Raw genomic sequence first — 24,515 nt, 5'->3', positions numbered from 1 at the left:
GTCATGCGCGCGCGAGCGGCGCGTCGTCGATGATCCATGTGTCCTTGGTTCCGCCGCCTTGGCTGGAATTCACGACGAGAGAATTCTCCGTCATGGCGACGCGCGTCAAGCCGCCCGGCACCACGCTCGCGCCATTGGGACCATAGAGCACGAAAGGTCTGAGATCGACATGGCGGGGCGCGACGCCGCTCGCCACCGACACCGGGCAGGTGGAGAGCGCGAGCGTCGGCTGGGCGATGAAATTGGTGGGATTGTCGGCGAGCTTGGCCGCGAATTCCGCGATCTGCGCCTTGGTCGCGTGAGGGCCGACCAGCATGCCATAGCCGCCGGAGCCATTGACCTCCTTCACCACCAGCTCGCCCAAATGGTCGAGCACATAGGCAAGCGCCTCCTTCTCGCGGCAGCGCCAGGTGGGGACATTCTTCAGCAGCGGCTCCTCGCCCAGATAGAAACGGATCACCTCCGGCATATAGGTGTAAATGGCCTTGTCATCGGCCACGCCCGTGCCGACTGCATTGGCGAGCGTCACATTGCCTGCATGATAGGCGCCCATCAGACCGGCGACGCCCAGGGCGGAATCGGGACGGAAGGCCAGCGGGTCGAGGAAGTCGTCGTCCAGGCGCCGGTAGATCACATCGACGCGGCGCGGCCCCTCCGTCGTGCGCATATAGACGATATCGTCCTTGACGAAGAGATCGCGTCCTTCGACCAGCTCTATGCCGAGCTTGTCGGCCAGGAAGGAATGCTCGTAGAAGGCCGAATTATATTGGCCGGGCGTCAGCAGCACACTGACCGGATCGGCCCCCGCCCCGCGCGGCGCGGCCGAGCGCAGAGTGGCGAGCAATTGATCGGGATAATTCTCGATCGGCGCGACGCGATGCAGCCCGAAGAGATCGGGCAGCAGCCGCATCATCACCTCGCGATTTTCCAGCATGTAGGAGACGCCGGAGGGCGTGCGGGCGTTGTCCTCCAGCACATAGAAGCCGTCATCGTCGGTGCGGATGATGTCTATGCCGGCGATATGCACGAAGATGTCGTGCGGCACGCGGCGCCCCGCCATCTCCGGCCGAAAGGCGGGGTTGCGATAGACGAGCTCGGACGGCACCACGCCCGCTTTCAAAATCTCGCCCGGGCCATAGAGATCAGCGAGAAACAGATTCAGCGCCTTCACGCGTTGAATCAGGCCCTTCTCGAGCTGCGCCCATTCGGCGCGGGCGATGATGCGCGGCAGAATGTCGAAGGGAATGAGCCGCTCGGTCGCCTCCTGCGAGCCATAGACCGCGAAGGTGATGCCGATGCGCCGAAACAGAAGCTCCGCCTGCGCCCTGCGGGAGGCGAGAAACTCGGGCTCCACCGAGGTGAGCCATTTGGCGAGCTTTTCATAAGGAACGCGGGTCACGCCGTCGACGCCGTCCATCTCATCGAATTTCGCCACCTTCGAAAGCACGTTCTCGCTCTCCCTCGAGGTTTCGGCGAACGGCCGATCGCGCCGGACGATGCGCCTTTGTGGCAGAGCATGGCAAGAAGCGAGCCAGGCGGCTCGAGCGTCGCCGAAGCCCTTATCGAGCCGTCTCGTCTTCTAATCCGTTTGTCGTTGACAAGCCATGCGCCCCGCATCAAAACCAAAAGCGTCGGCGCGATTTTCGAGTCGCTCGGCGATCCACACTTGCGAAGGACTCATGGGCAGTAGCCTCGGCAATAGCCGCCTCGGCGCAGCCGCCGCAGCCTCGTCTGCGCGCGTCGTGCCTGACACAGAAGCCCGCGGCCGAAAGGACCGCGTGAGAGGCGTCGCCAGAGCCTAGCGCTCCACCCGCCGCTCGCGCCTTCGGCCGCCACAAAGGCCAGAAGGACGAGAGCGATGAAGATGTTTTCCCGCCCCTATGCGACCCTCCGCCTGCGCTCGGCGCAGAGCGTCGTCACGCCCATCGCCGCGCCGGCGGAGCTGCGCGATCTGCGCCTCACCGGACGCCGCATGCGGCTGCGCGCCGCCTGGACGATCGACGCCGCCACACGCCGGCCCGTCTGCCTCTGGGACAAGGAGACCGACACGCCCGGCCGCGCCCAGGACGAGGATGCGCAGAGTCGTCAGCACGGCTTTTCCCGCCGCCCAGCGCGCCTCATCCGATCGATACGCGAAAGGCCCTTTGCGCGTCTCGCATCGCGCGCGATCGGGATATGATAGAGCGCTCTCCGATCGAACGGCGCTCCAACGAAGGATTGCAAAAATCCGCGCTCGTCGTCCCGGTCGGCGCTCCCGCCGAAACGACGAGCGCCCGATGCTCGGCGATCGTCATCAAAGCTTCACGACGCTGAACTGTAAAGGCCGCGCTCGTACGTTTTTCGCTTTCGCGCGTGCGACATGAAACTCTGCCAATATGCGAATCGCATAGAAGATCGAACGACGAGCCGATGCATTTCCGAATTCTCGCCGCACTGGCGACGCTGACGTTCGCGCTCCAATGCGCGAGCCCATCGACGGCCGCCGACAAGCCGTCCGAGACGCCCGCCCCGCCCGCCTTCACTTGGGCGGGTCTGCATATCGGAGTGAACGCCGGCGGCGGCCTGCCCATTGCGAGCGGCGGAACGCTGCAGGCCGGCAGCGGCTTCACGAGCGGCGCCTTCGACCTCGCGGCGCCGAACCGCGACCGCGCCGGAGCGAGCTTCGGCGCGCAGATCGGCTATGACTGGCAGCACGGCTCTTGGGTCTATGGGCTCGAGACCGATTTGAATTTTCTCGGCCTGCGCCGCGCTTCCACCGGAATTTTTCCGGCGCCCGCCGCCTATCGCCCTCTCGGAATCACGGCCTATGGGCTGACCTCGGACGAAAATGGCGATTACTTCGCCAGCATTCGCGCGCGTCTCGGCTACGCCTTTGGCCGCACGCTGCTCTACGCCACGGGCGGAATCGCCGCCGGCGGCTGGCGCGGCGCATCCAATCTCGTCTTCTATGAGGCGGGGCCGCTCGGCCTCTTCTTCGCGCCGGTCTCCAAATCCTCACGCATGAAATATGCGATCGGCGGCGGGATCGAGCAGGCGCTCGACGACCATTTCTCGGCGCGGCTCGAATATCTCTATGTGAACCAGCAATTGCAGAACCGCGTCTACGACAATAATTTCTCGTTCCAATTCGCCGCGCGCCAGCGCAGCGAGGCGCATGTTCTGCGTCTCGGCCTGAATTATCGTTTCGATCCGCAAGAGGAAGCGCGCGGAGACGCCAAGAGCGACGACGACGCCTCCGAGGAGGAGAAAGCGAAAAAGCGCGGCAAGAAAGGCGAGCGCGCGGAAAAAGCGAAAGACGCGGAAAAGAAGGACGACAAGAACGGCGAGGAAATCTACAGCTTCCACGGCCAGACGACCGCGGTCGTGCAGGGCTATCCCAAATTTCCGGCGCTCTATTCGGGCACGCACAGCTTTCCGCCCAAGGGCCTCGCCGACGCCGGCTCGACCAGCAATCTGTTCGTCGGCATGCGCCTTTGGAAAGGCGCCGCCGTCTATCTCAATCCCGAGGTCGACATGGGCTATGGCCTCGCCAATTCCGTCGGCGCCGCCTCTTATGTGAACGGCGCCGTCGCGAAAGTGGGACGCGCCGCGCCCTATATGCGCTTCCAGCGCTATTTCCTGCGCCAGATCATCGGGCTCGATGGCGGCGAGAAGGTCGAGGACCCTGAAACCGGCTCCTATAACGAGGTGCTGGAATCGACGCAGAACCAGCTGTCGGGCAAGGTCGACAAGGATCGGCTGATCCTCACCATCGGCAAGTTCAGCGTGCCGGATATTTTCGACGACAATAAATACGCCCATGATCCGACGACGGGCTTCCTGAATTTCGGCGTCAACACGCTCGGGGCCTTCGACTACGCCGCCGATTCATGGGGCTACACCTATGGCGCCGCGCTGGAGTGGAAGCAGGATTGGTGGAGCGCGCGCGGCGGCTTGTTTCAGCTCTCCGAGATTCCCAACGGTCCTTCCATCGAGCCGCAGATCGGCCGCCAATTCATGGGCGTCGCCGAATTCGAGGCGCGCTACGATCTCCTCGAGCAGCCGGGCGTGATCAAATTTCTGGCCTTCGCCGACAATGGCAATCTCACCAAGGTGCAGGACGCCATCGACTTCGCCTATCTCACCGGCAATTTTCCGCCGGATGTGAACAATCCGTGGATTCGCAAGCGCCATGTGAAGATCGGCGGCGGCGTCAATGTGCAGCAGCAGCTCTCCAAGGAGGTCGGCGTCTTTCTGCGCGCCAGCATGTCCGACGGGCGCTTCGAGACCGTCGATTACACCGACATAGACCGCTCGCTCTCGACCGGCTTCACCGCCGCCGGCGCGCTGTGGGGCCGCGACAAGGACGAGATCGGCGGCGCCATGGTGTTCTCCGGCCTCGCCGGCCCGCGCGTGAGCTATTTCGGCCTCGGCGGAACCAGCGTCTATATCGGCGACGGCAGGCTCTCCTACGCCGGCGAGAAAGTGCTGGAGACCTATTACAAATACAACGTCCGCGACGGAGTCGAGCTGACGCTCGACTATCAGCTCATCGGCAATCCCGCGCATAATTCCGTGCGGGGGCCGATCAACGTCTTCGGCCTGCGGCTGCACGCGCAATTTTGACGATTTGGGCGCCGCCGCCGATTGTTCTACAATCGGCGCGAGATGACCGAGGCGCGCGACGATTTCACTCTGCTCTGGCTGCAGGCCGGCAGCTGCGGCGGCTGCACCATGGCGACGCTGGAGCGCGGCGCCGCCGGCTGGTTCGAGGAGCTACGCGGCTTCGGCATACGTCTGCTCTGGCATCCGAGCGTCAGCGAGGAGACCGGCGAGGAAGCCCGCGCCATTCTCGCCCGCGTCGAGCGCGGCGAGCAAAGGCTCGGCGCGCTCTGCATAGAGGGCTCCATCCTCCACGGGCCGGAGGGCACGGGCCTTTTCAACAAGCTCTCCGGCACCGGCCGCAGCATGCTGGATTGGGCGCGCGCTCTGGCGCCGCGCGCCGATTATTGCGTGGCGGTGGGAAGCTGCGCCGCTTTCGGCGGCGTTCCCGCCGGCGCGCCCGACCCGACGGGCGCCAGCGGGCTGCAATATTCCGGCGTCGATATGGGCGGGGCGCTCGGGCCGGACTATCGCTCGGTCAAAGGGCTGCCGGTCGTCAATGTCTCCGGCTGCGCGCCGCATCCGGGCTGGATCATGGAGACGCTGCTGGCGCTCTCGCTCGGCCGTTTCACGCGGGCCGATATCGATGATTACGGCCGGCCGCGCATTTTCGCCGACCATCTCGCCCATCACGGCTGCAGCCGCAATGAATTCTACGAATTCAAGGCCAGCGCCGAGGACTTCTCGGAGCGCGGTTGCCTGATGGAGCATTTGGGGTGCAAGGCGACGCAGGCGGTCGGCGATTGCAATCAGCGCGCCTGGAACGGCGGCGGCTCCTGCACCCAGGCGGGCTCCACCTGCATCGCCTGCACCTCGCCGGGCTTCGAGGCGACGCGCGGCTTCCATCGCACGCCCAAGATCGGCGGCATTCCGGTCGGCCTGCCGCTCGACATGCCCAAAGCCTGGTTCGTCGCGCTGGCCGCCCTCTCCAAATCAGCGACGCCCAAACGCGTGCGCGAGAACGCGCGCAGCGACCACGTCGTCCAGGCGCCGACGCCGGGGGCGGAGAAGAAGAAGAAATGAGCCGCATCGTCGTCGGGCCGTTCAATCGCGTCGAGGGCGATCTCGAGGTGACGCTCGACGTCGAGAATGGCGTGGTGCGCGAGGCGCGCGTCTCGGCCTCGCTCTATCGCGGCTTCGAGCAATTGCTGCTCGGCCGCCCGGCCGCCGACGCCCTGGCGATCGCGCCGCGCATCTGCGGCATTTGCTCGGTCTCGCAATCTCTGGCCGCCGCCGCCGTGCTGCGCGCCGCCCAGCCGATCGCGCCCGCGCCCAACGGGCTGCTCGCCACCAATATCGCCCATGCGGCGGAGAATATCGCCGACCATCTCACGCATTTCTACGTCTTCTTCATGCCGGATTTCGCCCGCGCCGCCTATGCCGGGCGGCCCTGGCACAGCGCCGCCGAGACGCGCTTCAAGGCCGTCTCCGGCGCGGCGCTGCGCGAGGCGCTGCCGGCGCGCGCGCGGCTGCTCGAGACGATGGGGCTGATCGCCGGCAAATGGCCGCACAGCCTCGCCTTCCGCGCCGGCGGCGTGACGCGGGCGCTGGCGCTGGGCGACGAGATGCGCCTGCGCGCCCTGCTCGCGGATTTTCGCGCCTTTCTCGAGCGCACGCTCTTCGCCGCGCCGATCGAGGCCGTGACCGCCCTCTCCTCGATCGAGGAGCTCGATCGCTTCGCGGACAACGCCGCCGGCGATTTTTCCGCCTTCCTCCGCATCGCGCGCGATCTTCGCCTCGAGGAGATGGGTTGCGGCCCCGGCCTGCTGCTCTCCGCCGGAGCCTATCTCGGGCCGGAGGGCCATCGCTTCCCTGCTGGTCTCCTCGACACGAGGACGGGCGGGCTGCGCGAGCCGCCGCTCGATCATGTCGAGGAGGATGTCTCGCACGCCTATATGCGCGACACCGCCGCCGATCCCGCGCGCGCCGACACGCTTCCCGATATTCACCGCGAGGGGGCCTATAGTTTCGCCAAGGCGCCGCGGCTCGAGGGCCGCGCGGTGGAGGTGGGCGCTCTGGCGCGTCAGGCCGTCGCCGGCCATCCCCTGATCCGCGACCTGCTCGCGCGTAGCGGCGGCTCCACCGTCCTCGCCCGCATCGTCGCGCGCGTCCTGGAGATTGCCCTGCTCACCGAGGCGATGGAGGACTGGACCCGCGCGCTGGCGCCGAGCGAGCCCTATTGCGCGCCCGACGCGCCGCTCGCCGACGGCGCCTTCGTCGGCTTCGTCGAGGCGGCGCGCGGAACGCTCGGCCATTGGGCGAGCTTCCGCGACGGTCAGATCGAGCGCTATCAGATCATCGCGCCCACGACCTGGAATTTCTCGCCCCGCGACGCCGCCGGCATTCCCGGCCCGCTGGAGCAGGCGCTGGCCGGGCTCGATGTGGGCGAAGCGGGCGCGACCAATGTCGCGGTGCAGCATATCGTGCGCTCCTTCGACCCCTGCATGGTCTGCACGGCGCATTGACTGTCTAGACTCTTTCCGCGACTGGAAAGCGGCTTCTCGTCGTGACGCCCTCCCCCAGCGAAGAGATTTTCGGCAATCGCCTGAGAGCCTGGAAATATTCTCCTTATCCTCGCGCTGGCCCGCATCTTGCCGTTCTCTCCCCAAGCGGCGCCTTCGCGCGAATGCCGCATTGCACAAGGGTGGGGAAGGAAATGGCCGCCATCGAAACCTTCTACGACGTCATTCGCCGTCAGGGCGTCACGCGCCGCAGCTTCACCAAATTCTGCTCGCTCACCGCGGCGAGCCTCGGCCTCGGTCAGACCGCCGCCACGCAAATGGCGCAGGCGCTGGAGACCAAGCCGCGCATTCCGGTGATCTGGATGCATGGGCTCGAATGCACCTGCTGCTCGGAGAGCTTCATCCGCTCGGCGCATCCGCTCGCCAAGGATGTCGTGCTGTCGATGATCTCGCTCGACTATGACGACACCATCATGGCCGCCGCGGGACATCAGGCCGAGGCGATTCTGGAAGAAACCAAGGAAAAGTACAAGGGCAAATATATTCTGGCCGTCGAGGGCAATCCGCCACTGAACGAGGGCGGCATGTTCTGCATCGACGGCGGCAAGCCCTTCGTCGAGAAGCTGAAATGGATGGCCGAGGACGCTATGGCGATCATCGCCTGGGGCGCCTGCGCCTCCTGGGGCTGCGTGCAGGCGGCCAAGCCCAATCCGACGCAGGCGACGCCGATCGACAAGGTCATCAAGGACAAGCCGATCATCAAGGTTCCCGGCTGCCCGCCCATCGCCGAGGTGATGACCGGCGTCGTCACTTACGTCACCACTTTCGGCCGACTGCCGGAGCTCGACCGGCAGGGCCGGCCGAAAATGTTCTACTCCCAGCGCATCCACGACAAATGCTATCGCCGCCCGCATTTCGACGCCGGGCAGTTCGTGGAGGAATGGGACGACGAGGCGGCGCGCAAGGGCCATTGCCTCTACAAAATGGGCTGCAAGGGTCCGACGACTTATAACGCCTGCTCCACCGTGCGCTGGAACGGCGGCGTCTCCTTCCCCATCCAGTCCGGCCATGGCTGCATCGGCTGCTCGGAAGAGGATTTCTGGGACAAGGGCTCCTTCTACGACCGGCTGACCAAGATCAACCAGTTCGGCATAGAGCATAACGCCGATGAGGTGGGCCTCGCGGCCGCGGCCGTCGTCGGCGGCGCCGTCGCTGTCCATGCGGGCGTCACCGCGGTGAAGCGCATCACCACCAAGCACGAAGGGTGAGGAGCAAAAGCGCGCTCCCCTCGCCCTCATGCTGAAGAGGCTCCGCAGGAGCCGTCTCGAAGCACGAGGGCGAGGCTCCAGAGGGCGCGCGTGACGGCTCCCTCGTCCTTCGAGACGCGGCCTGCGGCCGCTCCTCAGGATGAGGGAGCCTTCGCCCAATACCCTGAACACAAGAAGCAAACGCCGCCGAGGAAACGCGATCATGGGCATTCAGACGCCGAACGGCTTCAATCTCGACAATTCCGGCAAGCGCATCGTCGTCGATCCGGTCACGCGCATCGAGGGACACCTCCGCGTCGAGGTCAATGTCGACAAGAACAATGTGATCCGCAACGCGGTTTCGACCGGCACCATGTGGCGCGGCATCGAGGTCATTCTGAAGGGCCGCGATCCGCGCGACGCCTGGGCCTTCACGCAGCGCATCTGCGGCGTCTGCACCGGCACACATGCGCTCACCTCTGTGCGCGCGGTGGAGAACGCGCTCGGCATCACCATTCCCGAGAACGCCAACTCCATCCGCAATATGATGCAGCTGGCGCTGCAGGTGCACGATCATCTCGTGCATTTCTATCATCTGCATGCGCTCGATTGGGTCGATGTGGTCTCGGCGCTCTCCGCCGATCCCAAGGCGACCTCCGTGCTGGCGCAGTCCATCTCCGATTGGCCGCTGTCCTCGCCCGGCTATTTCAAGGATCTGCAGATCCGCTTGAAGAAATTCGTCGAGTCGGGACAGCTCGGCCCGTTCAAGAACGGCTATTGGGGCCATGCGGCCTATAAGCTTCCGCCGGAAGCCAATCTGATGGCCGTCGCGCATTATCTCGAGGCGCTCGATTTCCAGAAGGAGATCGTGAAGGTCCAGACGATCTTCGGCGGCAAGAATCCGCATCCCAACTGGCTCGTCGGCGGCGTGCCTTGCGCCATCAATGTCGATGGCAATGGCGCGGTCGGCGCGATCAATATGGAGCGCCTCAACGACGTCACCTCGATCATTCAGCAGTCGATCGACTTCGTCGAGAAGGTCTATGTGCCGGATGTGCTCGCCATCGGCTCCTTCTACAAGGATTGGCTCTATGGCGGCGGCCTCTCCGGCAAGAATGTCATGGCCTATGGCGATATTCCCGAGCACGCCAACGACTTTTCTCCCGGCAATCTCGGCCTGCCGCGCGGCGTGATCCTCAATGGCAATCTGAAAGAGATTTTCCCGGTCGATCACACCGATCCCGAGCAGATCCAGGAGTTCGTCACCCACTCCTGGTACAAATACCCGGACGAGACCAAGGGGCTGCATCCCTGGGACGGAATCACCGAGCCCAATTACAAGCTCGGCCCCAACGCCAAGGGCACGCCGACCAATATTCAGGAGCTGGACGAAGCCGGCAAATATTCCTGGATCAAGGCGCCGCGCTGGCGCGGCAACGCCGTCGAGGTGGGACCGCTGGCCCGCTATATCGTCGGCTACGCCCAAGGCAAGGCGGAGTTCAAGGAGCCGACCGACGAGTTTTTGAAGAAGCTCGGCGTGCCGGTGACAGCGCTGTTCTCGACGCTCGGCCGCACGGCGGCGCGCGCGCTCGAGGCGCAATGGGCGGTGCGCAAGATGGAGCACTTCCAGAACAAGCTGATCGCCAACATCAAGGCCGGCGATTCCTCCACCGCCAATATCGACAAATGGAATCCGCAGGCCTGGCCGAAGGAGGCCAAGGGCTTCGGCTTCACCGAGGCGCCGCGCGGCGCGCTCGCCCATTGGATCAAGGTCAAGGACGGCAAGATCGAGAATTACCAATGCGTCGTGCCGACCACATGGAACGGCAGCCCGCGCGATCCCAAGGGCAATATCGGCGCCTTCGAGGCCTCGCTGATGGACACGCCGCTGGCCGATCCGCAGAAGCCGCTGGAGATTCTGCGCACCATCCACTCCTTCGACCCGTGCCTCGCCTGCTCCACGCATGTGATGAGCGAGGACGGCCAGGAGATGACGCAAGTCAAGGTTCGCTGAGGAGGCGAGGTCATGACCGAGGCGACGCAAATCCATGGCGTGCTCGATGCTCACGGCGAAAAAGCCGCCGAGCTGCAGAGCGTCTATGTCTATGAGGCGCCGGTGCGGCTCTGGCACTGGATCAATGCGGCGGCGATCGTCGTGCTGGCGACGACGGGCTATTTCATCGCCTCGCCATTGCCTTCGACGCCCGGCGAGGCGAGCTCGCAGTTCCTGATGGGCTATATTCGCTTCGCCCATTTCTCGGCCGGCTATGTGCTCGCCGTGGCGCTGCTGCTGCGCATCTATTGGGCCTTTGTCGGCAATGAGCACGCCAAGCAGATTTTCTATCTGCCGGTGTGGGACCGCCAATGGCTGTCGGGCATTCTCTACGAGGCGGGCTGGTACGCCTTTTTGGTGAAGCAGCCGAAGAAATACATCGGCCATAATCCGCTCGGCCATCTGGTGATGCATCTCTTCATGCTCAACCTGGCCTTTCTGGTGGTGACGGGCTTCGCGCTCTACTCCGAGGGCGCGGGCCGCGACAGCTGGCAATACAAGCTGTTCGGATGGGTGTTCGCGATCTGGCCGAACAGCCAGGACGTCCACACTTGGCATCATCTCGCCATGTGGGGCGTCATTCTCTTCGTGATCATTCACATCTACACCGCCGTACGCGAGGATATCGTCTCCCGCCAGAGCCTCATCTCCTCGATGATCTCCGGCGAGCGCGTGTTCCGCGACGAGGCCGACAAGTGAGATCGTCATTGCGAGGAGCTGCGGGACGCCCCCTCCCCATCCCTCCCCCGCTTCGCGGGAGAGGGGGAAGACTTCGCTCGTCATCGAGGTTTCGTGAAACGCCCGCCGCCTCCCTTTCCTGCGGAACGCGGGGGAGGGTGGCCCGAGCCACGGACCGGATCACGTCATTGCGAGAGGAGACGCGATGCGCACTCTCATTCTCGGCATAGGCAATATTCTCTGGGCCGATGAAGGCTTCGGCGTGCGCGCGGTGGAGGAGTTCCATGTGCGCTATGAGACGGGCGGCGACGTCACCATTCTCGACGGCGGCACGCAGGGGCTCTATCTCGTGCAATTCGTCGAGGCCTGCGATCAGCTGCTCGTCTTCGACGCCATAGACTATGGCCTAGAGCCGGGGACCTTGCGCATCGTGCGCGACGGCGAGGTTCCGCGCTTCATGGGCGCGAAGAAGATGAGCCTGCATCAGACCGGCTTTCAGGAGGTGCTCTCCGCCGCCGATCTGCTCGGCCGCTATCCCTCGCGCCTCGCACTGATCGGCTGCCAGCCGCAGGACCTCGAGGATTGGGGCGGTCCGTTGACGCCGCCGGTCGTCGCATCTATCGAGCCGGCGCTCGACGCAGCCGTCGCGACTCTGACAGAATGGGGCGTCGAGCTCCGCCCACGCGCGGAAAGCGCGCAGAGCTTCCAGCGCCTGCTGGCGCATGACCTAGACCACAGCGCCTATGAGAGGCGCCTCGGCGCCGCCGATGAGGAGACGAGACCATGAAGGCGATCCGTTTCGCGGCTGCGGCCGCCGCTTTTCTGCTTCCGGCGACGGCCATGGCGCATCCGGGCGAGCATCCGAACGATCTCGCCTATGACATCATCCATATTTTCACCGAGCCGGATCATCTGCTCGCCATGGCGATGACGCTCGGCTGGGGCGCCATGGTCGTCGCCGTGGCGTTCTGGTTCAAGCCCTGGCGCGCGTCCTCCTGGCGCTGACGGACCCTCGAGCATGTGTGTCGGCTTTCCCATGACTGTCGTCGAAGGCGACGCTTTCGAAGCGCAGTGCGAGCGGCGCGGCGAACGCCACGCCGTCTCCATGGCGCTGGTCGGCTTGCAGCCCGCCGGGACCAAGGTGCTGGTCCATGTCGGCACTGCCGTCCGCGTGTTGGACCCGCTCGAGGCCGCGCAGATCGACGACGCTCTGGACGCGGTGGAAAAAGCCCTCGCCGGCGAGAATGTCGATCACCTTTTCGCCGATCTGGTCGATCGCGAGCCGCAGCTGCCGGAATTCCTGCGGAAGTGACCGCCACTGGAAAGCCTATACACAGAGTGGTAAGCTAGTTTCCAGGCATAGCCTGTCAAGTCTTCGGCTCCTGCTGGAAAGCTTCTTTCAACTCAGTCGCCTAGCGCATCGCCGTCGCGAGCCGCCCATGGCATGGCGATTGCGGCCTCCTCGGCAAAAATAAAAATGGGAGGACCGCATGTCCGGGTCGTTGCAGCTGGCGCTGAGCGAAAAATCCGGCGTCGCTCTGCTGGACGAGACCAATATCGACGCTTTTCTCACGCCGGCGCCCGGCGCGAGCGCGCATGCTCTGCTCTTCTTCGGCGGCGATCCCGCGCAGCGCAGCGAGACCCATGATGTGGCGATCATCTTTCCACAGCTGGTCAAGGCCTTCGCCGGAAGGCTGCGCGCCGCCATCATCGCGCCCGCGGCCGAGAAGGCGCTGGAGGGACGCTTCAGCGTCTGCGTCTATCCGAGCCTCGTCGTGACCTATGGAAGCGAGACGCTGGGCGTGCTGCCGAAAGTCTATGACTGGTCCGAATATCTCTCGCGGATCGAGGCGCTGCTGCAATTGCAGGCCGCGCCGCCGAAAGAGCCGCGCGTGCGCATCACCTTCACGGAAGGGGAGACGAGCTCATGAAAGCCGGATTCTGGGTTTCGCCGGACGGCGCCGACGAAGCGATGACGGTCATGCCGATCGGCTATGACGCCGAGGCCGAAACCAAGCGCAGCGTCATCTCCTTTCTCGCAACCGCGACCGGCGAGCAGGCCGTCGCCGAATGCCCGCGCGCCGCGGCTCTGCTGCCGCAGCTCGCCGATGCGCTCGCCGCGCAGCGCGCCGACGCGCCGGGCAAGCTCTTCGACATCACCGACTATGAGGCGAAAGAGCGCGAGCTCATCGGCCAGGTGCTCGGCGAGGGCGAGGTGAGCGGCGTCGCCGCCCTCCCCGACGGCGTCACCGCGCAAATCCTCGAGGCCTCCATGGCCGGGCTGTGGCGCGTTCGCTTCACCGATGCGCAGGGACGGCTCACGGCCGATTATCTCGAGATCGCCGCCATTCCCCATGTCGTCGAACGCGCGGCGAAAGTCACCGCCGAGCGCATCGCTATAGGCGCCGAGCCCGAGGGCGCGATGAATGTGATGCCAATGCTGGCCGAGATCGACGCGCGCATGCGCGCGCATAAGGCCGGCGATCCATCGCATGTCATCAATTTCTCGCTTCTGCCCGTGTCCGAGATCGACATGGAGCATTTGCAGCAAACGCTCGGCAATGGACCCGTGCAGCTGATCTCGCGCGGCTATGGCTCCGCCAAGATCACCGCGACCGGCGCGCGCAATGTGTGGTCGGTGCAATTCTTCAACGCCATGGGGACGATCATTCTCGACACGCTGGAGATCGGCGACACGCCCGCCGCGGCCTGCGCTGCCGACGAGGATTTCCACGATTCGGCGGAGCGTCTGCGCGAGATTCACGAGGCCTATTTCACATGAGCGACGAGACGCTTCGCGATATCGCCCCCGACGCGCGCATGGAATGCGGCGTGTGCTGGCATGTCTATGATCCGGCCGAGGGCGATCCCGTCTGGCAGATTCCGCCGGGCGTCGCCTTCGCCGATCTTCCCGCCGACTGGCGCTGCCCCGAATGCGACGCGCCGCAAGAGAAATTCTTGAGGTGCGAGAATTGAGCGACGCCGCGGCGAGAGGCGAGAAGCTCGCGGATTTCTACCGCCGCGTCCATGCGACGTCGATGCGGGACTCCGGCCTCTGCAACGAGGCGCTCACGGTGGAGCCCGTCGGCTTTCGCGACTTCGGCCCCTATGCGCTGGGCGTGATCGTCACGCCCTGGTTCGCCAATCTCGTCGTCGCCGCGCCGCGCGAGGGCGCCGAGGCGCCCTTCCCCGATCCGACGCGGCTGCAATTGCGCTTTCCGGCCGGCGACGTCGATTTCAATGTCAGCGAGATCGACGGCTTCGGCCGCATCGCCGCCTGCTCGCTGTTCTCGCCCATGGATGATTTCGCCGATCACGACGCCGCGCGAACAGCGGCGCGCGCGGCGCTCGACGCATTGCTCGATCCGACGCTGAACGAAGCGCCGAAGCGCGAGACGGAGCCGACCGCCGCGCTCGATCGGCGCGCATTGTTCGGCGGCCGTCGACGCGGCGATGAAGAGGCCTCGCCATGAGCGCGGGCGCCGATCTCGGGGGGCTCGGCCCCGGCGCGATCTCCATTGTCGCCGAGCTCGCCGATGATCGCATCTGCTCGGTGCGCGTGCGCTCGAGCCGGCCCGCGCATCTCACGCGTCTGTTTCGCGGCCGCCCCGCCGCGGAAGTCGCGCCGCTCGCCGGGCGGCTGTTCTCCCTCTGCGGCCTCTCCCACGCTTTCGCCGCTTCGCGCGCCATCGCCGCGGCGCGCGGAGACATTCGCAAGCCCACGCCGCAAGATCTCATCGCGCTCGATTGCGAGCGCCTCTCCGAGACATTGCGCGCGCTGGCGACAATAGCGGAGGATGCTGTTCCGCCGACCGCCCTCCGCGCGGTTCTCGCTCTGACGCGTGAGCTCGCGACAGGCGACGCGCGCGACCGCGACGCGACTACCGCCCGCCTGCGCGTCGAGACGGCGAAGCTCGGCCTGCTAGACGCTTCCAACGCAGCCGCGAGCGGCGACACGCCATCCAGCAAATTGTCGCGCGCGCTAGCGCGCAGCCCCGCCATAGCCGCGAGCGCGCCCGATACGCTGCGCGCAGAGGACGACGCCCTCGTGCTGGAAGGAATAAGAGCGCAGGGCGAAAGCTTCAGCGCGGCGCCCAGCATCGCCGGCCGTGCGCCGGAGACCGGCGCATTCGCGCGGAATTGGCGCGAGACCGATCTGTCGCGCGGCGCAATCTGCGCGCGCTTTTCCGCCCGCATGATCGATCTCGATCGGCTCGTGGCGCGCCTCTCCAATGGCGCGGAAGACGCCTCCCGCAGCGACGCTCCCGCCGCGCGCGAAGCCTATTGCGCGGTCGAAACTTCGCGCGGAGAGCTGTATCATTGGGTTCGGCTCACACCGGACGATAGGATCGAGAATTATGCGATCGTCGCGCCGACAGAATGGAATTTCCATCCCGCCGGACCTTTCGTCGCCGCCCTGCTCGGCGCGCGCATTCCGCGCGCCGCGGCGGCGCAGACGATCACGCGCCTCGCGGGACTGTTCGATCCTTGCGTCGCCTTTCACGTCGAGCTGCGCGAGGCCGCCTATGCATGAGATGGCGCTGACCGAGAGCATCGTCGAGCTGATCGAGGAAGAAAGCCGCAAGCAGGGCTTTTCCCGCGTGCGCGTGGTGCGGCTCGAGATCGGCGCGCTCAGCCATGTGGAGCCGGAGGCGATCCGCTTCTGCTTCGAGGCAGTGACGCATGGCGGAATCGCTCGAGGCGCGCGGCTCGACATATTGCGCATTCCCGGCGAAGGCTGGTGCCTCGATTGCGCCAAGACCGTCGCCGTCGAAGAAAGATTCGGCCCTTGCCCGGACTGCGGCGGATATCATGTCCAAGTCACCGGCGGCGAGGATATGCGGGTGCAGGAACTGGAGGTCGACTAATGTGCACAGTCTGCGGCTGCGGAACGTCCAGCGTCGAAGGAAAGCCAGAACATAGCCACGACCATCCGCATGATCATGCGCATGATCACGCTCATGGCCACGCTCACGACCATCATCATGGTCATGATCACGATCACCACCATGATCATGAACACGACCATCATCATCATGATCACCCGCATCCGCACGATCACGACCATCCTCACGCGCATGATCACGATCATTCGCACGACGACCACGGCCATCGTCACGATTATGGCTCCGGCGCCGCGGGCGTTCACGTTCCCGGCCTCAGCCAGGAGCGCATCGTCCGCATAGAGCGCGACATACTCTCCAAGAACAACGACCACGCCCGCGAGAATCGCGTGCGCTTCGAGCAATCCGGCGTATTCGCGCTCAACTTCGTCTCCAGCCCCGGCTCCGGCAAGACGCAGCTGCTCGTGCGCACGATCACCGATCTGAAAGACCGCTTTCCCATTTCCGTCATCGAAGGCGATCAGCAGACATCTAACGACGCCGAGCGCATTCGCGCGACCGGCGTTCCGGCGTTGCAGATCAACACCGGCAAGGGCTGCCATCTCGATGCGCATATGGTCGCGCGCGCGCTCACCGAGCTTTCCGTCGCGCCCTCCTCGCTGCTCTTCATCGAGAATGTCGGCAATCTCGTCTGCCCTGCGGCTTTCGATCTCGGCGAGGCGCATAAGGTCGTCGTGCTCTCGGTGACGGAGGGCGAGGACAAGCCGCTCAAATATCCCGAAATGTTCGCGGCCTCCGATCTGATGCTGCTGAACAAATCCGATCTTCTGCCGCATGTGGAGTTCGACGTCGGCCGCTGTCTCGCCAATGCGCTGAAGGTCAATCCCGATCTGCAGACATTGGTCGTCTCCGCGCGCAGCGGCGAAGGCATGGCGGCCTTCTACGCATGGATCGAGGCGCGCGCGGCGCGGGCCGCCGCAAGAAGCGCGCGCGCCGCCGCGGCGAAGTGAGGAGAAAAAGCGGATGCCGTCGAGCGAAGCGACGAGGCTGAGGCTGCGCGTGACCGGCGCCGTGCAGGGCGTCGGCTTTCGCCCCTTCGTGCATTCGCTCGCCGACCGCTATGCGCTGGCCGGCTTCGTGCGCAATGACTCACAAGGCGTGCTGATGGAGGTGGAAGGCGCGCGCGTCGATGATTTCGTCGCGGCGCTGCGACGCGAGCCGCCGCCGCTCGCGCGCATCGACACGCTGGAATGCGAAACGATCACGCCGCTGCGCGACGCAACATTTTCGATCGAGCCGAGCCGCGACGGCAAGACGCAGACGCGCATAACGCCAGACGCCGCCGTCTGCGACGACTGCCTGAATGATCTCTTCGATCCGAAGAGCCGTTTCTATCTCTATCCTTTCGTCAATTGCACCCATTGCGGCCCGCGCTACACGCTGACGCGGCGCCTGCCCTATGATCGCGCGCAGACATCCATGGCGCCTTTCGCTATGTGCGATGATTGCGCGCGCGATTACGCCGACCCGACCAATCGACGCTTTCATGCGCAGCCGATCGCCTGCCCGAAATGCGGTCCACGGCTCGCCTATCTGGGGCCGCAGGGTGCGAGCCTGAAGGCTCGCGGTCCGAGCGCCGCAATGGACCGCGAGCCTTCAGGCTCGCTCATCCAGCAAATCGTCGCGACTCTCCAAAACGGCGGCATTGTCGCGCTGAAAGGAATCGGCGGCTTTCATCTCCTCTGCGATGCGCGCAATGAGGCGGCCGTCGCCGAGCTGCGCCGCCGCAAGGGCCGCGACGCAAAGCCTTTCGCCGTGATGGTCGCCGATCAGGATTCCGCGATGCGCGCGGGCGTCTTCGACGCGCAGTCGCTACGCCTGCTGCAATCACGCGCGCGGCCCATCGTCATCGTCGAAAAGCGCGAAGATTTCGCGCCTTCCGTCGCGCCCGGCCTCTCGCGCATCGGCCTCATTCTGCCCTATGCGCCGCTGCATCATCTGCTGTTTCACGCCGCCGCGGATTTGGCGCTCGTCGCCACCAGCGCCAATCCGAGCGGCGAGCCGCTGATCGTCGATGACGAAGAGGCGCACGAAAAGCTCGCCTCCATCGCCGATCTCATCATCGGCCATGATCGCGCCATTGTCGCGCGCGCCGATGATAGCGTGATGTCCGTCATCGCCGGAGCGCCCGCCTTCTTGCGTCGCGCGCGCGGCTTCGTTCCCGAGCCCATAGCGCTCGCGAGCGACGGCCCCGACACTCTGGCGCTCGGCGCGCATCTGAAAGCCACCATCACCGTAACGCGCGGACGCGAGGCTTTCGTCTCGACTCATATCGGCTCGCTCGACGATCGTGCGACGATCGACTTCTATCGCGAGACCATTGCGCGAATGCTCGATATTCTCGATGTGAAGCCCGAGCGTGTCGCCTGCGATCTCCACCCCGATCTCGCCTCGACGCGCTACGCCGAAGAGACGGGGCTTCCGCTCATTCGCGTGCAGCATCACGCCGCGCATATCGCCGCCATCGCCGCCGAGCATAAAATCGAAGGTCCCATACTCGGCGCCGCGCTCGACGGCTATGGCTATGGCGACGACGGCGGCGCCTGGGGCGGCGAGCTTATGCTGGTCGATGAAGGCCATTGGCGCCGGCTCGGCCATATCGCGCCGTTGCCGCTGCCCGGCGGCGATCGCGCTGCGCGCGAGCCTTGGCGCATGGGCGTCGCCGCGCTCGCCGCGCAGAATCGCTGCGGCGACGTGTTCGATCGCTTTCCCGGCATGGAGCTCGCCGGCAAGGTGGCGATGCTGGCGAGCGCGCCCAATGTCGCGCGAACGACGAGCCTCGGCCGCTTGTTCGACGCCGCGGCGGCGCTGCTCGGCGTGCGGCTCGTGCAGCAATATGAGGGGCAGGCGGCAATGGAGCTGGAGGCGCTGTGCAAACGTCCGCATGCGCTGCCCAATGGCTACAGCATCGAGAATGACATTGTCGATCTGAGCAAGCTCTTCGCCGCTCTGCTGAAGCCGGGCCTCGCCGCGACGCAAGGCGCCGAGCTGTTTCATGGAACGCTGATCGAAGCGCTCGCGCAATGGCTCTGCGCGGCGGCGCGGGCGCGTGGCGTTACGCGCGTCGCGCTCGGCGGCGGCTGCATGATGAATAGAATTCTCGCGGAGGGCCTCGTCTCGCGCCTTCGCGACTTTGGAATAGAAACGTTGCTCGCGCGCGCGGCGCCGACGAATGACGGCGGCCTTTCGCTCGGCCAAGCTCATATTGCGCGAATGAGAAAGGTCTAACGCAAATGTGCCTCGCCATTCCCGCCCGCGTGGAGGAGCTGCTGCCAGACGATATGGCGCGCGTCAGCGTCGACGGCGTCGGCAAGCTGGTGTCCGTCGCGCTCGTCGATGGTCTTACGATCGGCGATTATGTCGTGCTGCATGTCGGCTATGCGCTCGCCAAGATCGACGAGGAAGAGGCGATGGCGACGCTCGCACTGCTGCGCGAGGCCGCGGCGCTGGGAGAAGCGCAATGAAGCATGTCGACGAATACCGCGATGGCGATCTCGCGCGCGCCATAGCGCAGCGCATCGCCGCGGAAGCGCAGAGCGATCGGCAATATCGCTTCATGGAGTTTTGCGGCGGCCATACGCATGCGATCTCGCGCTATGGAATAGAGGATCTGCTGCCCGAGAATATTCGCCTCATCCACGGCCCCGGCTGCCCCGTCTGCGTGCTGCCGATGGGCCGCATAGACGACGCCATTCGCCTCGCCGCGCGCGAGGAGGTGACGCTCTGCACCTATGCCGATCTGATGCGCGTGCCAGCCTCCGGCGGCTCCAGCCTGATGAAAGCCAAGGCGAACGGCGCCGATATTCGCATGGTCTATTCGACGCTCGACGCCATCGCCATCGCCGAGAAGGAGCCGCAACGCCAAATCGTCTTCTTCGCCATAGGCTTCGAGACGACGACGCCGCCGACCGCGCTCGCCATTCGTCTCGCGCAGAAGAAGGGCCTCGAGAATTTCTCCATCTTCTGCAATCATGTGCTGACGCCGGCGGCGATGCAGGCCATTCTCGACACCGACAATGGCGTCGAGATCGAAGGCTTCGTCGGCCCCGCGCATGTCTCCACCGTCATCGGCTCCGCGCCCTATCGGCGCTTCGCCAGCGATTATCGCAAGCCCGTCGTCATCGCCGGCTTCGAGCCGCTGGATGTGCTGCAGGCCATTTTGATGCTGCTGCGGCAGATCAACGAGGGCCGCTGCGAGATCGAGAATCAATATCGCCGCGCCGTCACCGAGAGCGGCAACGCCAAAGCCATCGACGAAGTCGCGGAGATTTTCGAGCTGCGCGAGGCCTTCGAATGGCGCGGGCTCGGCGAGATTCCAAAGAGCGCGCTGAAGCTGCGTAGCGCTTACGCCGTATATGACGCGGAGCGCCGCTTTTCCATGGAGACCAAGCCGGCGCGCGACAATCCCGCCTGCGAATGCGGCGCGATATTGCGCGGACAGAAGCGCCCGCAGGATTGCAAGCTGTTCGGCGTCTCCTGCACGCCGGAGTCGCCCATGGGCTCCTGCATGGTCTCGTCGGAAGGCTCTTGCGCCGCCTATTGGGCTTATGGAAGATTCCGGCAATATCAAAACGAAGCGCGGAAAGCGTCATGAACAAGCATGAGCCGGCAGGCCGAAAGCTCGATCTCCGCAATGGCCGCGTGGAGCTGTCGCACGGCTCCGGCGGACGCGCCATGGCGCGGCTGATCGGCGAGATTTTTCACGCCGCCTTCGACAATGAATGGCTCGCCGCCGGCAATGACCAGGCGGTCTTCGACATACCCGCCGGACGCATGGCGATGACGACGGACGGCTATGTCGTCTCGCCCTTGTTCTTCCCCGGCGGCGATATCGGCAAGCTCGCCGTGCATGGCACGATCAACGACGTCGCCATGGCCGGCGCGCGGCCGCTGCATATGTCGGCGAGCTTCATCATAGAGGAAGGCTTTCCGCTCGCCGAGCTGAAGCTGATTGCGCAGAGCATGGGCGAGGCCTCGCGCGCGGCCGGCGTCGCCATCGTCACCGGCGACACCAAAGTGGTGGAGCGCGGCAAGGCGGATGGCGTCTTTATCTCAACGAGCTGCGTCGGGATCATACCTGCCGGGCTCGCGCTGTCCGGCGACAAGGCGCGGTCGGGCGATGTCGTGCTGCTCTCCGGCTCGATCGGCGATCATGGCGTCGCGGTGATGTCGAAGCGCGAAAATCTCTCCTTCGATACGGAAGTGCTGTCCGATACGGCGGCGCTGCACGAGCTGGTCGCCGCTATGGTGAAGACCGCTGGCGACGCCATTCGCCTGATGCGCGATCCGACGCGCGGCGGCGTGGCGGCGACTCTCAATGAGATCGCGCATCAATCACGCGTCGGCGTGCGCATCGACGAGAAAGCCATTCCCATCGCGCCACAAGTGGCCGCCGCCTGCGAGCTGCTGGGGCTCGATCCTCTGCATGTGGCCAATGAGGGCAAGCTGCTCGCCGTGGTCGCGCGCGAGGCCGCCGATGCGCTGCTCGCGACGATGCGCGCGCATCCGCTGGGCGCAGAGGCCGCGCGCATCGGGGAGATCGTCGCCGATGAGCATTGCTTCGTGCAGATGACGACAGCCTTTGGCGGCGGCCGCATCATCGACTGGCTCTCCGGCGAGCAATTGCCGCGCATCTGCTGAGCGAGAGGCGAAATGAACAAGCGCGAGGACGGCCGCGAGATGGAGAGCGAGGCGACGCCGATCTCCCGCGGCGCCACTGTGCTCATCGTCGATGATGAGAAGCGCTCGCTCGAATCGTTGCGCCGCGTGCTCGGCGGCGAGTTTCAGATCGTCTGCGCCAGCAGCGCCGCCGAGGCGGAGGCCGTGCTCGCCGGCGATCTGGTGCAGGTGATCCTCTGCGACCAGCGCATGCCGGGCGAGAGCGGCGTCGAGTTTTTGACGCGCGTGCGCGAGCATTGGCCGGAGCCTGTGCGCATGATCATCTCCGGCTATACGGATGCGGAAGACATTATCGCCGGCGTCAATGAGGCCGGCATTTTTCAATATGTGACCAAGCCCTGGGATCCCGACAAGCTCATCCAATCGGTGCGCGAGGCCGCGCAGCTCTATGCTGCGCAGAAGGATGGCGGCGCCGCGCCGCCGCTCGAGGCCAAGCCCTCGCATGAGCGATTGCAGCGGCTCGCCAGCGACAGGCGCCGCGCGGAACGGCGCATGTTCGAGTTCGGCCGCATCGTGCATGCGCCGGAAAGCCCGATGCGCCAGACGCTCGCGCTGGCGCGGCGCGCGGCGGAATACGATATTTCCGTGCTCATCACCGGCGCCTCGGGCACGGGCAAGGAACTGCTGGCGCGCGCCATTCATCACGGCTCGGCGCGCGGCGAGAAGAGCTTCGTCGTCGAGAATTGCGGCGCGCTGCCGGATGAATTGCTCGAGAGCGAATTGTTCGGCTGCAAGAAGGGCGCGTTCACCGGCGCCTATCAGGATCGCATCGGCCTGTTCGAGGTCGCCGATGGCGGCTCGATCTTTCTCGACGAGATCGGCGACACATCGCCATCGTTTCAGGTGAAGCTGCTGCGCGTGCTGCAGGAGGGCGAGATTCGCCCGCTCGGAGCACAGCGCCCGCGCCGCGTCGATGTGCGCGTCATCGCCGCCACCAATCGCAATATCGTCGCGGATGTGGAGGCGGGACGCTTTCGCCGCGATCTCTATTATCGTCTCGCCGCTTTTCCCATCCATCTGCCGCCGCTCGTCGAGCGACGCTGCGACATCGCCATCATCGCCGCGCGCATACTGGTCGCCGTGAACCAGACCTTCAATCGTCGCGTGCCGGGCTTCGAGCCGGAAACGCTGCGGCTGATGGAGCGCTATGGCTGGCCCGGCAATGTGCGCGAGCTGCACAATGAGATTCAGCGCATGGTGGCGCTGAGCGATGGCGACGCCAATCTGCCGCCCGGCCTGCTGTCGCCTTGCATCGCCGATCATCGCGCGACGACGACATGCGACGATCAGCAGCGCTTCACGCTGAAGGAGCGTGTCGAGATGCTGGAGTGCGCGTTGATCAAGGAGTCGCTGGAGCGCAACGGACGCAACATCAGCCATGTGGCCGACGAGCTCGGACTGTCGCGCGTCGGCCTGCGCAGCAAGATCGCTCGCTATGACATCTCCCGCGTCGTCGATGACGAAAGCTGACGTCAAATCCTACGCCAAGCATGGCGATCTCATCGCGCTCGTCGCGGGCAAGGAGGAGATTGCGCTGTCGGAAGGCGGCGAGTCCGTCTGGCTCGAGGTCATCAAGAAGATGGACGAGGTCTATGCGGACCTCATCGGCTATGAGGCCGATCTCGAGCGCAAGAATGGCGAGCTGGAAGCGGCGCGCAATTTCATTCAGAGCGTCATCGCCTCCGTCTCCGACGTGCTGATCGTCTGCGACGAGCGCGGCGCTATTCTGCAGGTCAATCCCGCTTTCGAGGCGCTCGCGGGCCGCGGCGAGGCGGAGCTGAAGGGCGCCAGCGTCGCAGCGCTGTTCGTCGCCGAGGACGAGGCGCGCGCCGCCGCCATCGTCGCCGGCCAGGCGCGCGATCCGACCAGCGTCGAATTGCGCTTTCGCACGAGCAACGGCCCTTCCGATCTCATGGCGATCAATTGCTCGCCTCTTTTCGACTCGGATGGACGCAGAGCCGGCGCCGTCTTTACCGGCCGGCCGATCGGCGAATTGCGCCGCGCCTATGAGGCGCTGCATCGCGCCCATGTCGATCTGCAGCAGGCGCAATCGCGCCTCGTCGAGCAGGAGAAAATGGCGAGCCTCGGCCGCCTCGTCGCCGGCGTTGCGCATGAGCTCAATAATCCGATCAGCTTCGTCTATGGCAATATTCATACGCTCGACCGCTATCGCCGGGCGATCGCCGCCTATCTCGAGGCGATCCATGCGGGCGCGAGCGCGAAGGAGCGCGAGAAGCTGCGCCGCACGAGCGGCATCGACGCCATTCTCGGCGATCTCGAGCCCTTGATCGACGGCACGCTGGAAGGCGCTGTGCGCATCAGCGAGATCGTCAAGAATTTGCGCCGCCTCTCCTTCAGCACAAAGGCGCCGCGCGAGGCGGTGTCATTGTCGAAAGTGGTGGAGACGGCCGCGCAATGGGCCTCGCGCAGCAAGAAGGCCAAGGCGCGCATCGTCGCCGATCTCGAGCCGGAGCTCTACGCCTCGGGACAGAGCGGACAGATTCATTCTGTGCTGGTCAATCTCATCGACAATGCGCTCGACGCCGTGCGCGAGGCGGAGCGGCCGATCGTCTCCATCACCGCGCGCAGCGAAGGCGATTGTGCGATCGTGATCGTCGAAGATAACGGCAAAGGCGTGCCGGAGGCGCTGCGCAGCCGCATTTTCGAGCCTTTCTTCACCACAAAGGCGGTCGGCGAAGGCACGGGGCTCGGCCTATGGATCAGCTATTCCATCGCCCATGAGCATGGCGGCGCTATCGAATACGACACATCGCCCATAGGCGGCGCGCGTTTCACCCTGCGGCTGCCGCGCGCGACGGAAGCCGAGACGCGCGAGCTGCGAACCTGAAGA

24 protein-coding genes are annotated in these 24,515 nt (G+C 65.2%); 23 read left to right on the top strand and 1 reads right to left on the bottom strand.

Features of this window, described 5'->3' with window-relative positions:
- Nucleotide 1 precedes the first annotated feature (1 nt).
- Nucleotides 2–1,417 carry a circularly permuted type 2 ATP-grasp protein gene (locus K369_RS21880; RefSeq protein ID WP_036296189.1) on the bottom strand — a complete coding sequence of 472 codons (1,416 nt, stop codon included), beginning with the start codon at nt 1,415–1,417 and terminating at the stop codon, nt 2–4.
- Between the two features lie 441 nt (nt 1,418–1,858).
- Between K369_RS21880 and K369_RS21875 the strand changes: the two genes are divergently transcribed.
- The 23 genes from K369_RS21875 to K369_RS21765 all read left to right on the top strand — a co-directional run bounded on the left by K369_RS21875 (nt 1,859) and on the right by K369_RS21765 (nt 24,512).
- Nucleotides 1,859–2,179: a hypothetical protein gene (locus K369_RS21875; RefSeq protein ID WP_036294200.1), complete on the top strand. Its 321-nt coding sequence runs from the start codon at nt 1,859–1,861 to the stop codon at nt 2,177–2,179.
- Nucleotides 2,180–2,409: 230 nt separating this feature from the next.
- Nucleotides 2,410–4,605: a carbohydrate porin gene (locus tag K369_RS21870; RefSeq protein ID WP_036294197.1), complete on the top strand. Its 2,196-nt coding sequence runs from the start codon at nt 2,410–2,412 to the stop codon at nt 4,603–4,605.
- Nucleotides 4,606–4,647: 42 nt separating this feature from the next.
- Entirely contained in the window at nt 4,648–5,664 is a 1,017-nt protein-coding gene (locus K369_RS21865) for a HupU protein (protein WP_036296187.1), read from the top strand.
- Nucleotides 5,661–7,106, top strand: a complete 1,446-nt coding sequence (locus K369_RS21860) for a nickel-dependent hydrogenase large subunit (RefSeq protein ID WP_036294194.1) — start codon at nt 5,661–5,663, stop codon at nt 7,104–7,106. The genes K369_RS21865 and K369_RS21860 overlap by 4 nt, the downstream gene beginning before the upstream one ends.
- A 191-nt stretch (nt 7,107–7,297) precedes the next feature.
- Entirely contained in the window at nt 7,298–8,371 is a 1,074-nt protein-coding gene (locus K369_RS21855) for a hydrogenase small subunit (RefSeq protein ID WP_026600033.1), read from the top strand.
- Between the two features lie 202 nt (nt 8,372–8,573).
- A complete protein-coding gene (locus K369_RS21850; protein WP_036294191.1) occupies nt 8,574–10,364 on the top strand; it encodes a nickel-dependent hydrogenase large subunit in 1,791 nt (596 codons plus the stop codon).
- A gap of 12 nt (nt 10,365–10,376) precedes the next feature.
- Nucleotides 10,377–11,102 (top strand): Ni/Fe-hydrogenase, b-type cytochrome subunit, encoded by a 726-nt coding sequence (gene cybH / locus K369_RS21845; protein ID WP_036294188.1) that lies wholly within the window; start codon nt 10,377–10,379, stop codon nt 11,100–11,102.
- Between the two features lie 184 nt (nt 11,103–11,286).
- Nucleotides 11,287–11,868, top strand: a complete 582-nt coding sequence (locus K369_RS21840; protein WP_036294185.1) for a HyaD/HybD family hydrogenase maturation endopeptidase — start codon at nt 11,287–11,289, stop codon at nt 11,866–11,868.
- Nucleotides 11,865–12,086: a hypothetical protein gene (locus K369_RS21835; RefSeq protein WP_018266922.1), complete on the top strand. Its 222-nt coding sequence runs from the start codon at nt 11,865–11,867 to the stop codon at nt 12,084–12,086. Before K369_RS21840 ends, K369_RS21835 begins: the two co-directional genes overlap by 4 nt.
- Nucleotides 12,087–12,099: 13 nt before the next feature.
- Nucleotides 12,100–12,393 (top strand): HypC/HybG/HupF family hydrogenase formation chaperone, encoded by a 294-nt coding sequence (locus K369_RS21830; RefSeq protein ID WP_036294181.1) that lies wholly within the window; start codon nt 12,100–12,102, stop codon nt 12,391–12,393.
- 178 nt (nt 12,394–12,571) lie between these two features.
- A complete protein-coding gene (locus K369_RS21825; protein WP_036294178.1) occupies nt 12,572–13,012 on the top strand; it encodes a hydrogenase accessory protein in 441 nt (146 codons plus the stop codon).
- Nucleotides 13,009–13,863, top strand: coding sequence for a hydrogenase expression/formation protein (locus tag K369_RS21820; RefSeq protein ID WP_018266925.1), 855 nt, complete (start codon nt 13,009–13,011; stop codon nt 13,861–13,863). The genes K369_RS21825 and K369_RS21820 overlap by 4 nt, the downstream gene beginning before the upstream one ends.
- Entirely contained in the window at nt 13,860–14,057 is a 198-nt protein-coding gene (locus tag K369_RS21815; protein WP_018266926.1) for a rubredoxin, read from the top strand. Before K369_RS21820 ends, K369_RS21815 begins: the two co-directional genes overlap by 4 nt.
- Complete coding sequence (hybE, locus tag K369_RS21810; protein WP_036294175.1) at nt 14,054–14,554, top strand: [NiFe]-hydrogenase assembly chaperone HybE; 501 nt, start codon at nt 14,054–14,056, stop codon at nt 14,552–14,554. The genes K369_RS21815 and hybE overlap by 4 nt, the downstream gene beginning before the upstream one ends.
- Nucleotides 14,551–15,615 (top strand): nickel-dependent hydrogenase large subunit, encoded by a 1,065-nt coding sequence (locus K369_RS21805; RefSeq protein ID WP_036294171.1) that lies wholly within the window; start codon nt 14,551–14,553, stop codon nt 15,613–15,615. The genes hybE and K369_RS21805 overlap by 4 nt, the downstream gene beginning before the upstream one ends.
- Complete coding sequence (hypA, locus tag K369_RS21800) at nt 15,608–15,949, top strand: hydrogenase maturation nickel metallochaperone HypA (protein ID WP_036294168.1); 342 nt, start codon at nt 15,608–15,610, stop codon at nt 15,947–15,949. The genes K369_RS21805 and hypA overlap by 8 nt, the downstream gene beginning before the upstream one ends.
- Nucleotides 15,949–16,935, top strand: coding sequence for a hydrogenase nickel incorporation protein HypB (gene hypB / locus K369_RS21795; protein WP_036294165.1), 987 nt, complete (start codon nt 15,949–15,951; stop codon nt 16,933–16,935). Before hypA ends, hypB begins: the two co-directional genes overlap by 1 nt.
- A gap of 13 nt (nt 16,936–16,948) precedes the next feature.
- Nucleotides 16,949–19,213: a carbamoyltransferase HypF gene (gene hypF, locus K369_RS21790; RefSeq protein ID WP_036294162.1), complete on the top strand. Its 2,265-nt coding sequence runs from the start codon at nt 16,949–16,951 to the stop codon at nt 19,211–19,213.
- 5 nt (nt 19,214–19,218) lie between these two features.
- Nucleotides 19,219–19,449, top strand: coding sequence for a HypC/HybG/HupF family hydrogenase formation chaperone (locus K369_RS21785; RefSeq protein ID WP_018266933.1), 231 nt, complete (start codon nt 19,219–19,221; stop codon nt 19,447–19,449).
- Nucleotides 19,446–20,579, top strand: a complete 1,134-nt coding sequence (gene hypD, locus K369_RS21780; protein ID WP_036294159.1) for a hydrogenase formation protein HypD — start codon at nt 19,446–19,448, stop codon at nt 20,577–20,579. The genes K369_RS21785 and hypD overlap by 4 nt, the downstream gene beginning before the upstream one ends.
- Complete coding sequence (gene hypE, locus K369_RS21775) at nt 20,576–21,625, top strand: hydrogenase expression/formation protein HypE (RefSeq protein ID WP_036294157.1); 1,050 nt, start codon at nt 20,576–20,578, stop codon at nt 21,623–21,625. Before hypD ends, hypE begins: the two co-directional genes overlap by 4 nt.
- A gap of 12 nt (nt 21,626–21,637) precedes the next feature.
- Entirely contained in the window at nt 21,638–23,134 is a 1,497-nt protein-coding gene (locus tag K369_RS21770) for a sigma-54 dependent transcriptional regulator (protein WP_198033176.1), read from the top strand.
- A complete protein-coding gene (locus tag K369_RS21765; RefSeq protein ID WP_036294155.1) occupies nt 23,121–24,512 on the top strand; it encodes an ATP-binding protein in 1,392 nt (463 codons plus the stop codon). The genes K369_RS21770 and K369_RS21765 overlap by 14 nt, the downstream gene beginning before the upstream one ends.
- Nucleotides 24,513–24,515: the final 3 nt, after the last annotated feature.

It is taken from the genome of Methylosinus sp. PW1 (assembly GCF_000745215.1).
GTDB lineage: Bacteria > Pseudomonadota > Alphaproteobacteria > Rhizobiales > Beijerinckiaceae > Methylosinus.
Note: the sequence above shows the minus strand (reverse complement) of the source record. Positions and strands in the feature narration are given on the sequence as shown.

Excerpts from the sequence above, each read along its gene's own strand:
- hypF (WP_036294162.1), top strand. The coding sequence starts at position 16,949 with ATGCCGTCGAGCGAAGCGACGAGGCTGAGGCTGCGCGTGACCGGCGCC.
- K369_RS21855 (WP_026600033.1), top strand. The coding sequence starts at position 7,298 with ATGGCCGCCATCGAAACCTTCTACGACGTCATTCGCCGTCAGGGCGTC.
- K369_RS21835 (WP_018266922.1), top strand. The coding sequence starts at position 11,865 with ATGAAGGCGATCCGTTTCGCGGCTGCGGCCGCCGCTTTTCTGCTTCCG.
- K369_RS21820 (WP_018266925.1), top strand. The coding sequence starts at position 13,009 with ATGAAAGCCGGATTCTGGGTTTCGCCGGACGGCGCCGACGAAGCGATG.
- cybH (WP_036294188.1), top strand. The coding sequence starts at position 10,377 with ATGACCGAGGCGACGCAAATCCATGGCGTGCTCGATGCTCACGGCGAA.
- K369_RS21830 (WP_036294181.1), top strand. The coding sequence starts at position 12,100 with ATGTGTGTCGGCTTTCCCATGACTGTCGTCGAAGGCGACGCTTTCGAA.
- K369_RS21850 (WP_036294191.1), top strand. The coding sequence starts at position 8,574 with ATGGGCATTCAGACGCCGAACGGCTTCAATCTCGACAATTCCGGCAAG.
- K369_RS21860 (WP_036294194.1), top strand. The coding sequence starts at position 5,661 with ATGAGCCGCATCGTCGTCGGGCCGTTCAATCGCGTCGAGGGCGATCTC.
- K369_RS21880 (WP_036296189.1), bottom strand. The coding sequence starts at position 1,417 with ATGGACGGCGTCGACGGCGTGACCCGCGTTCCTTATGAAAAGCTCGCC.
- K369_RS21875 (WP_036294200.1), top strand. The coding sequence starts at position 1,859 with ATGAAGATGTTTTCCCGCCCCTATGCGACCCTCCGCCTGCGCTCGGCG.
- K369_RS21765 (WP_036294155.1), top strand. The coding sequence starts at position 23,121 with ATGACGAAAGCTGACGTCAAATCCTACGCCAAGCATGGCGATCTCATC.
- K369_RS21865 (WP_036296187.1), top strand. The coding sequence starts at position 4,648 with ATGACCGAGGCGCGCGACGATTTCACTCTGCTCTGGCTGCAGGCCGGC.
- K369_RS21825 (WP_036294178.1), top strand. The coding sequence starts at position 12,572 with ATGTCCGGGTCGTTGCAGCTGGCGCTGAGCGAAAAATCCGGCGTCGCT.
- hypD (WP_036294159.1), top strand. The coding sequence starts at position 19,446 with ATGAAGCATGTCGACGAATACCGCGATGGCGATCTCGCGCGCGCCATA.
- K369_RS21805 (WP_036294171.1), top strand. The coding sequence starts at position 14,551 with ATGAGCGCGGGCGCCGATCTCGGGGGGCTCGGCCCCGGCGCGATCTCC.
- hypB (WP_036294165.1), top strand. The coding sequence starts at position 15,949 with ATGTGCACAGTCTGCGGCTGCGGAACGTCCAGCGTCGAAGGAAAGCCA.
- hypE (WP_036294157.1), top strand. The coding sequence starts at position 20,576 with ATGAACAAGCATGAGCCGGCAGGCCGAAAGCTCGATCTCCGCAATGGC.
- K369_RS21770 (WP_198033176.1), top strand. The coding sequence starts at position 21,638 with ATGAACAAGCGCGAGGACGGCCGCGAGATGGAGAGCGAGGCGACGCCG.
- K369_RS21840 (WP_036294185.1), top strand. The coding sequence starts at position 11,287 with ATGCGCACTCTCATTCTCGGCATAGGCAATATTCTCTGGGCCGATGAA.
- K369_RS21870 (WP_036294197.1), top strand. The coding sequence starts at position 2,410 with ATGCATTTCCGAATTCTCGCCGCACTGGCGACGCTGACGTTCGCGCTC.
- K369_RS21785 (WP_018266933.1), top strand. The coding sequence starts at position 19,219 with ATGTGCCTCGCCATTCCCGCCCGCGTGGAGGAGCTGCTGCCAGACGAT.
- hypA (WP_036294168.1), top strand. The coding sequence starts at position 15,608 with ATGCATGAGATGGCGCTGACCGAGAGCATCGTCGAGCTGATCGAGGAA.
- K369_RS21815 (WP_018266926.1), top strand. The coding sequence starts at position 13,860 with ATGAGCGACGAGACGCTTCGCGATATCGCCCCCGACGCGCGCATGGAA.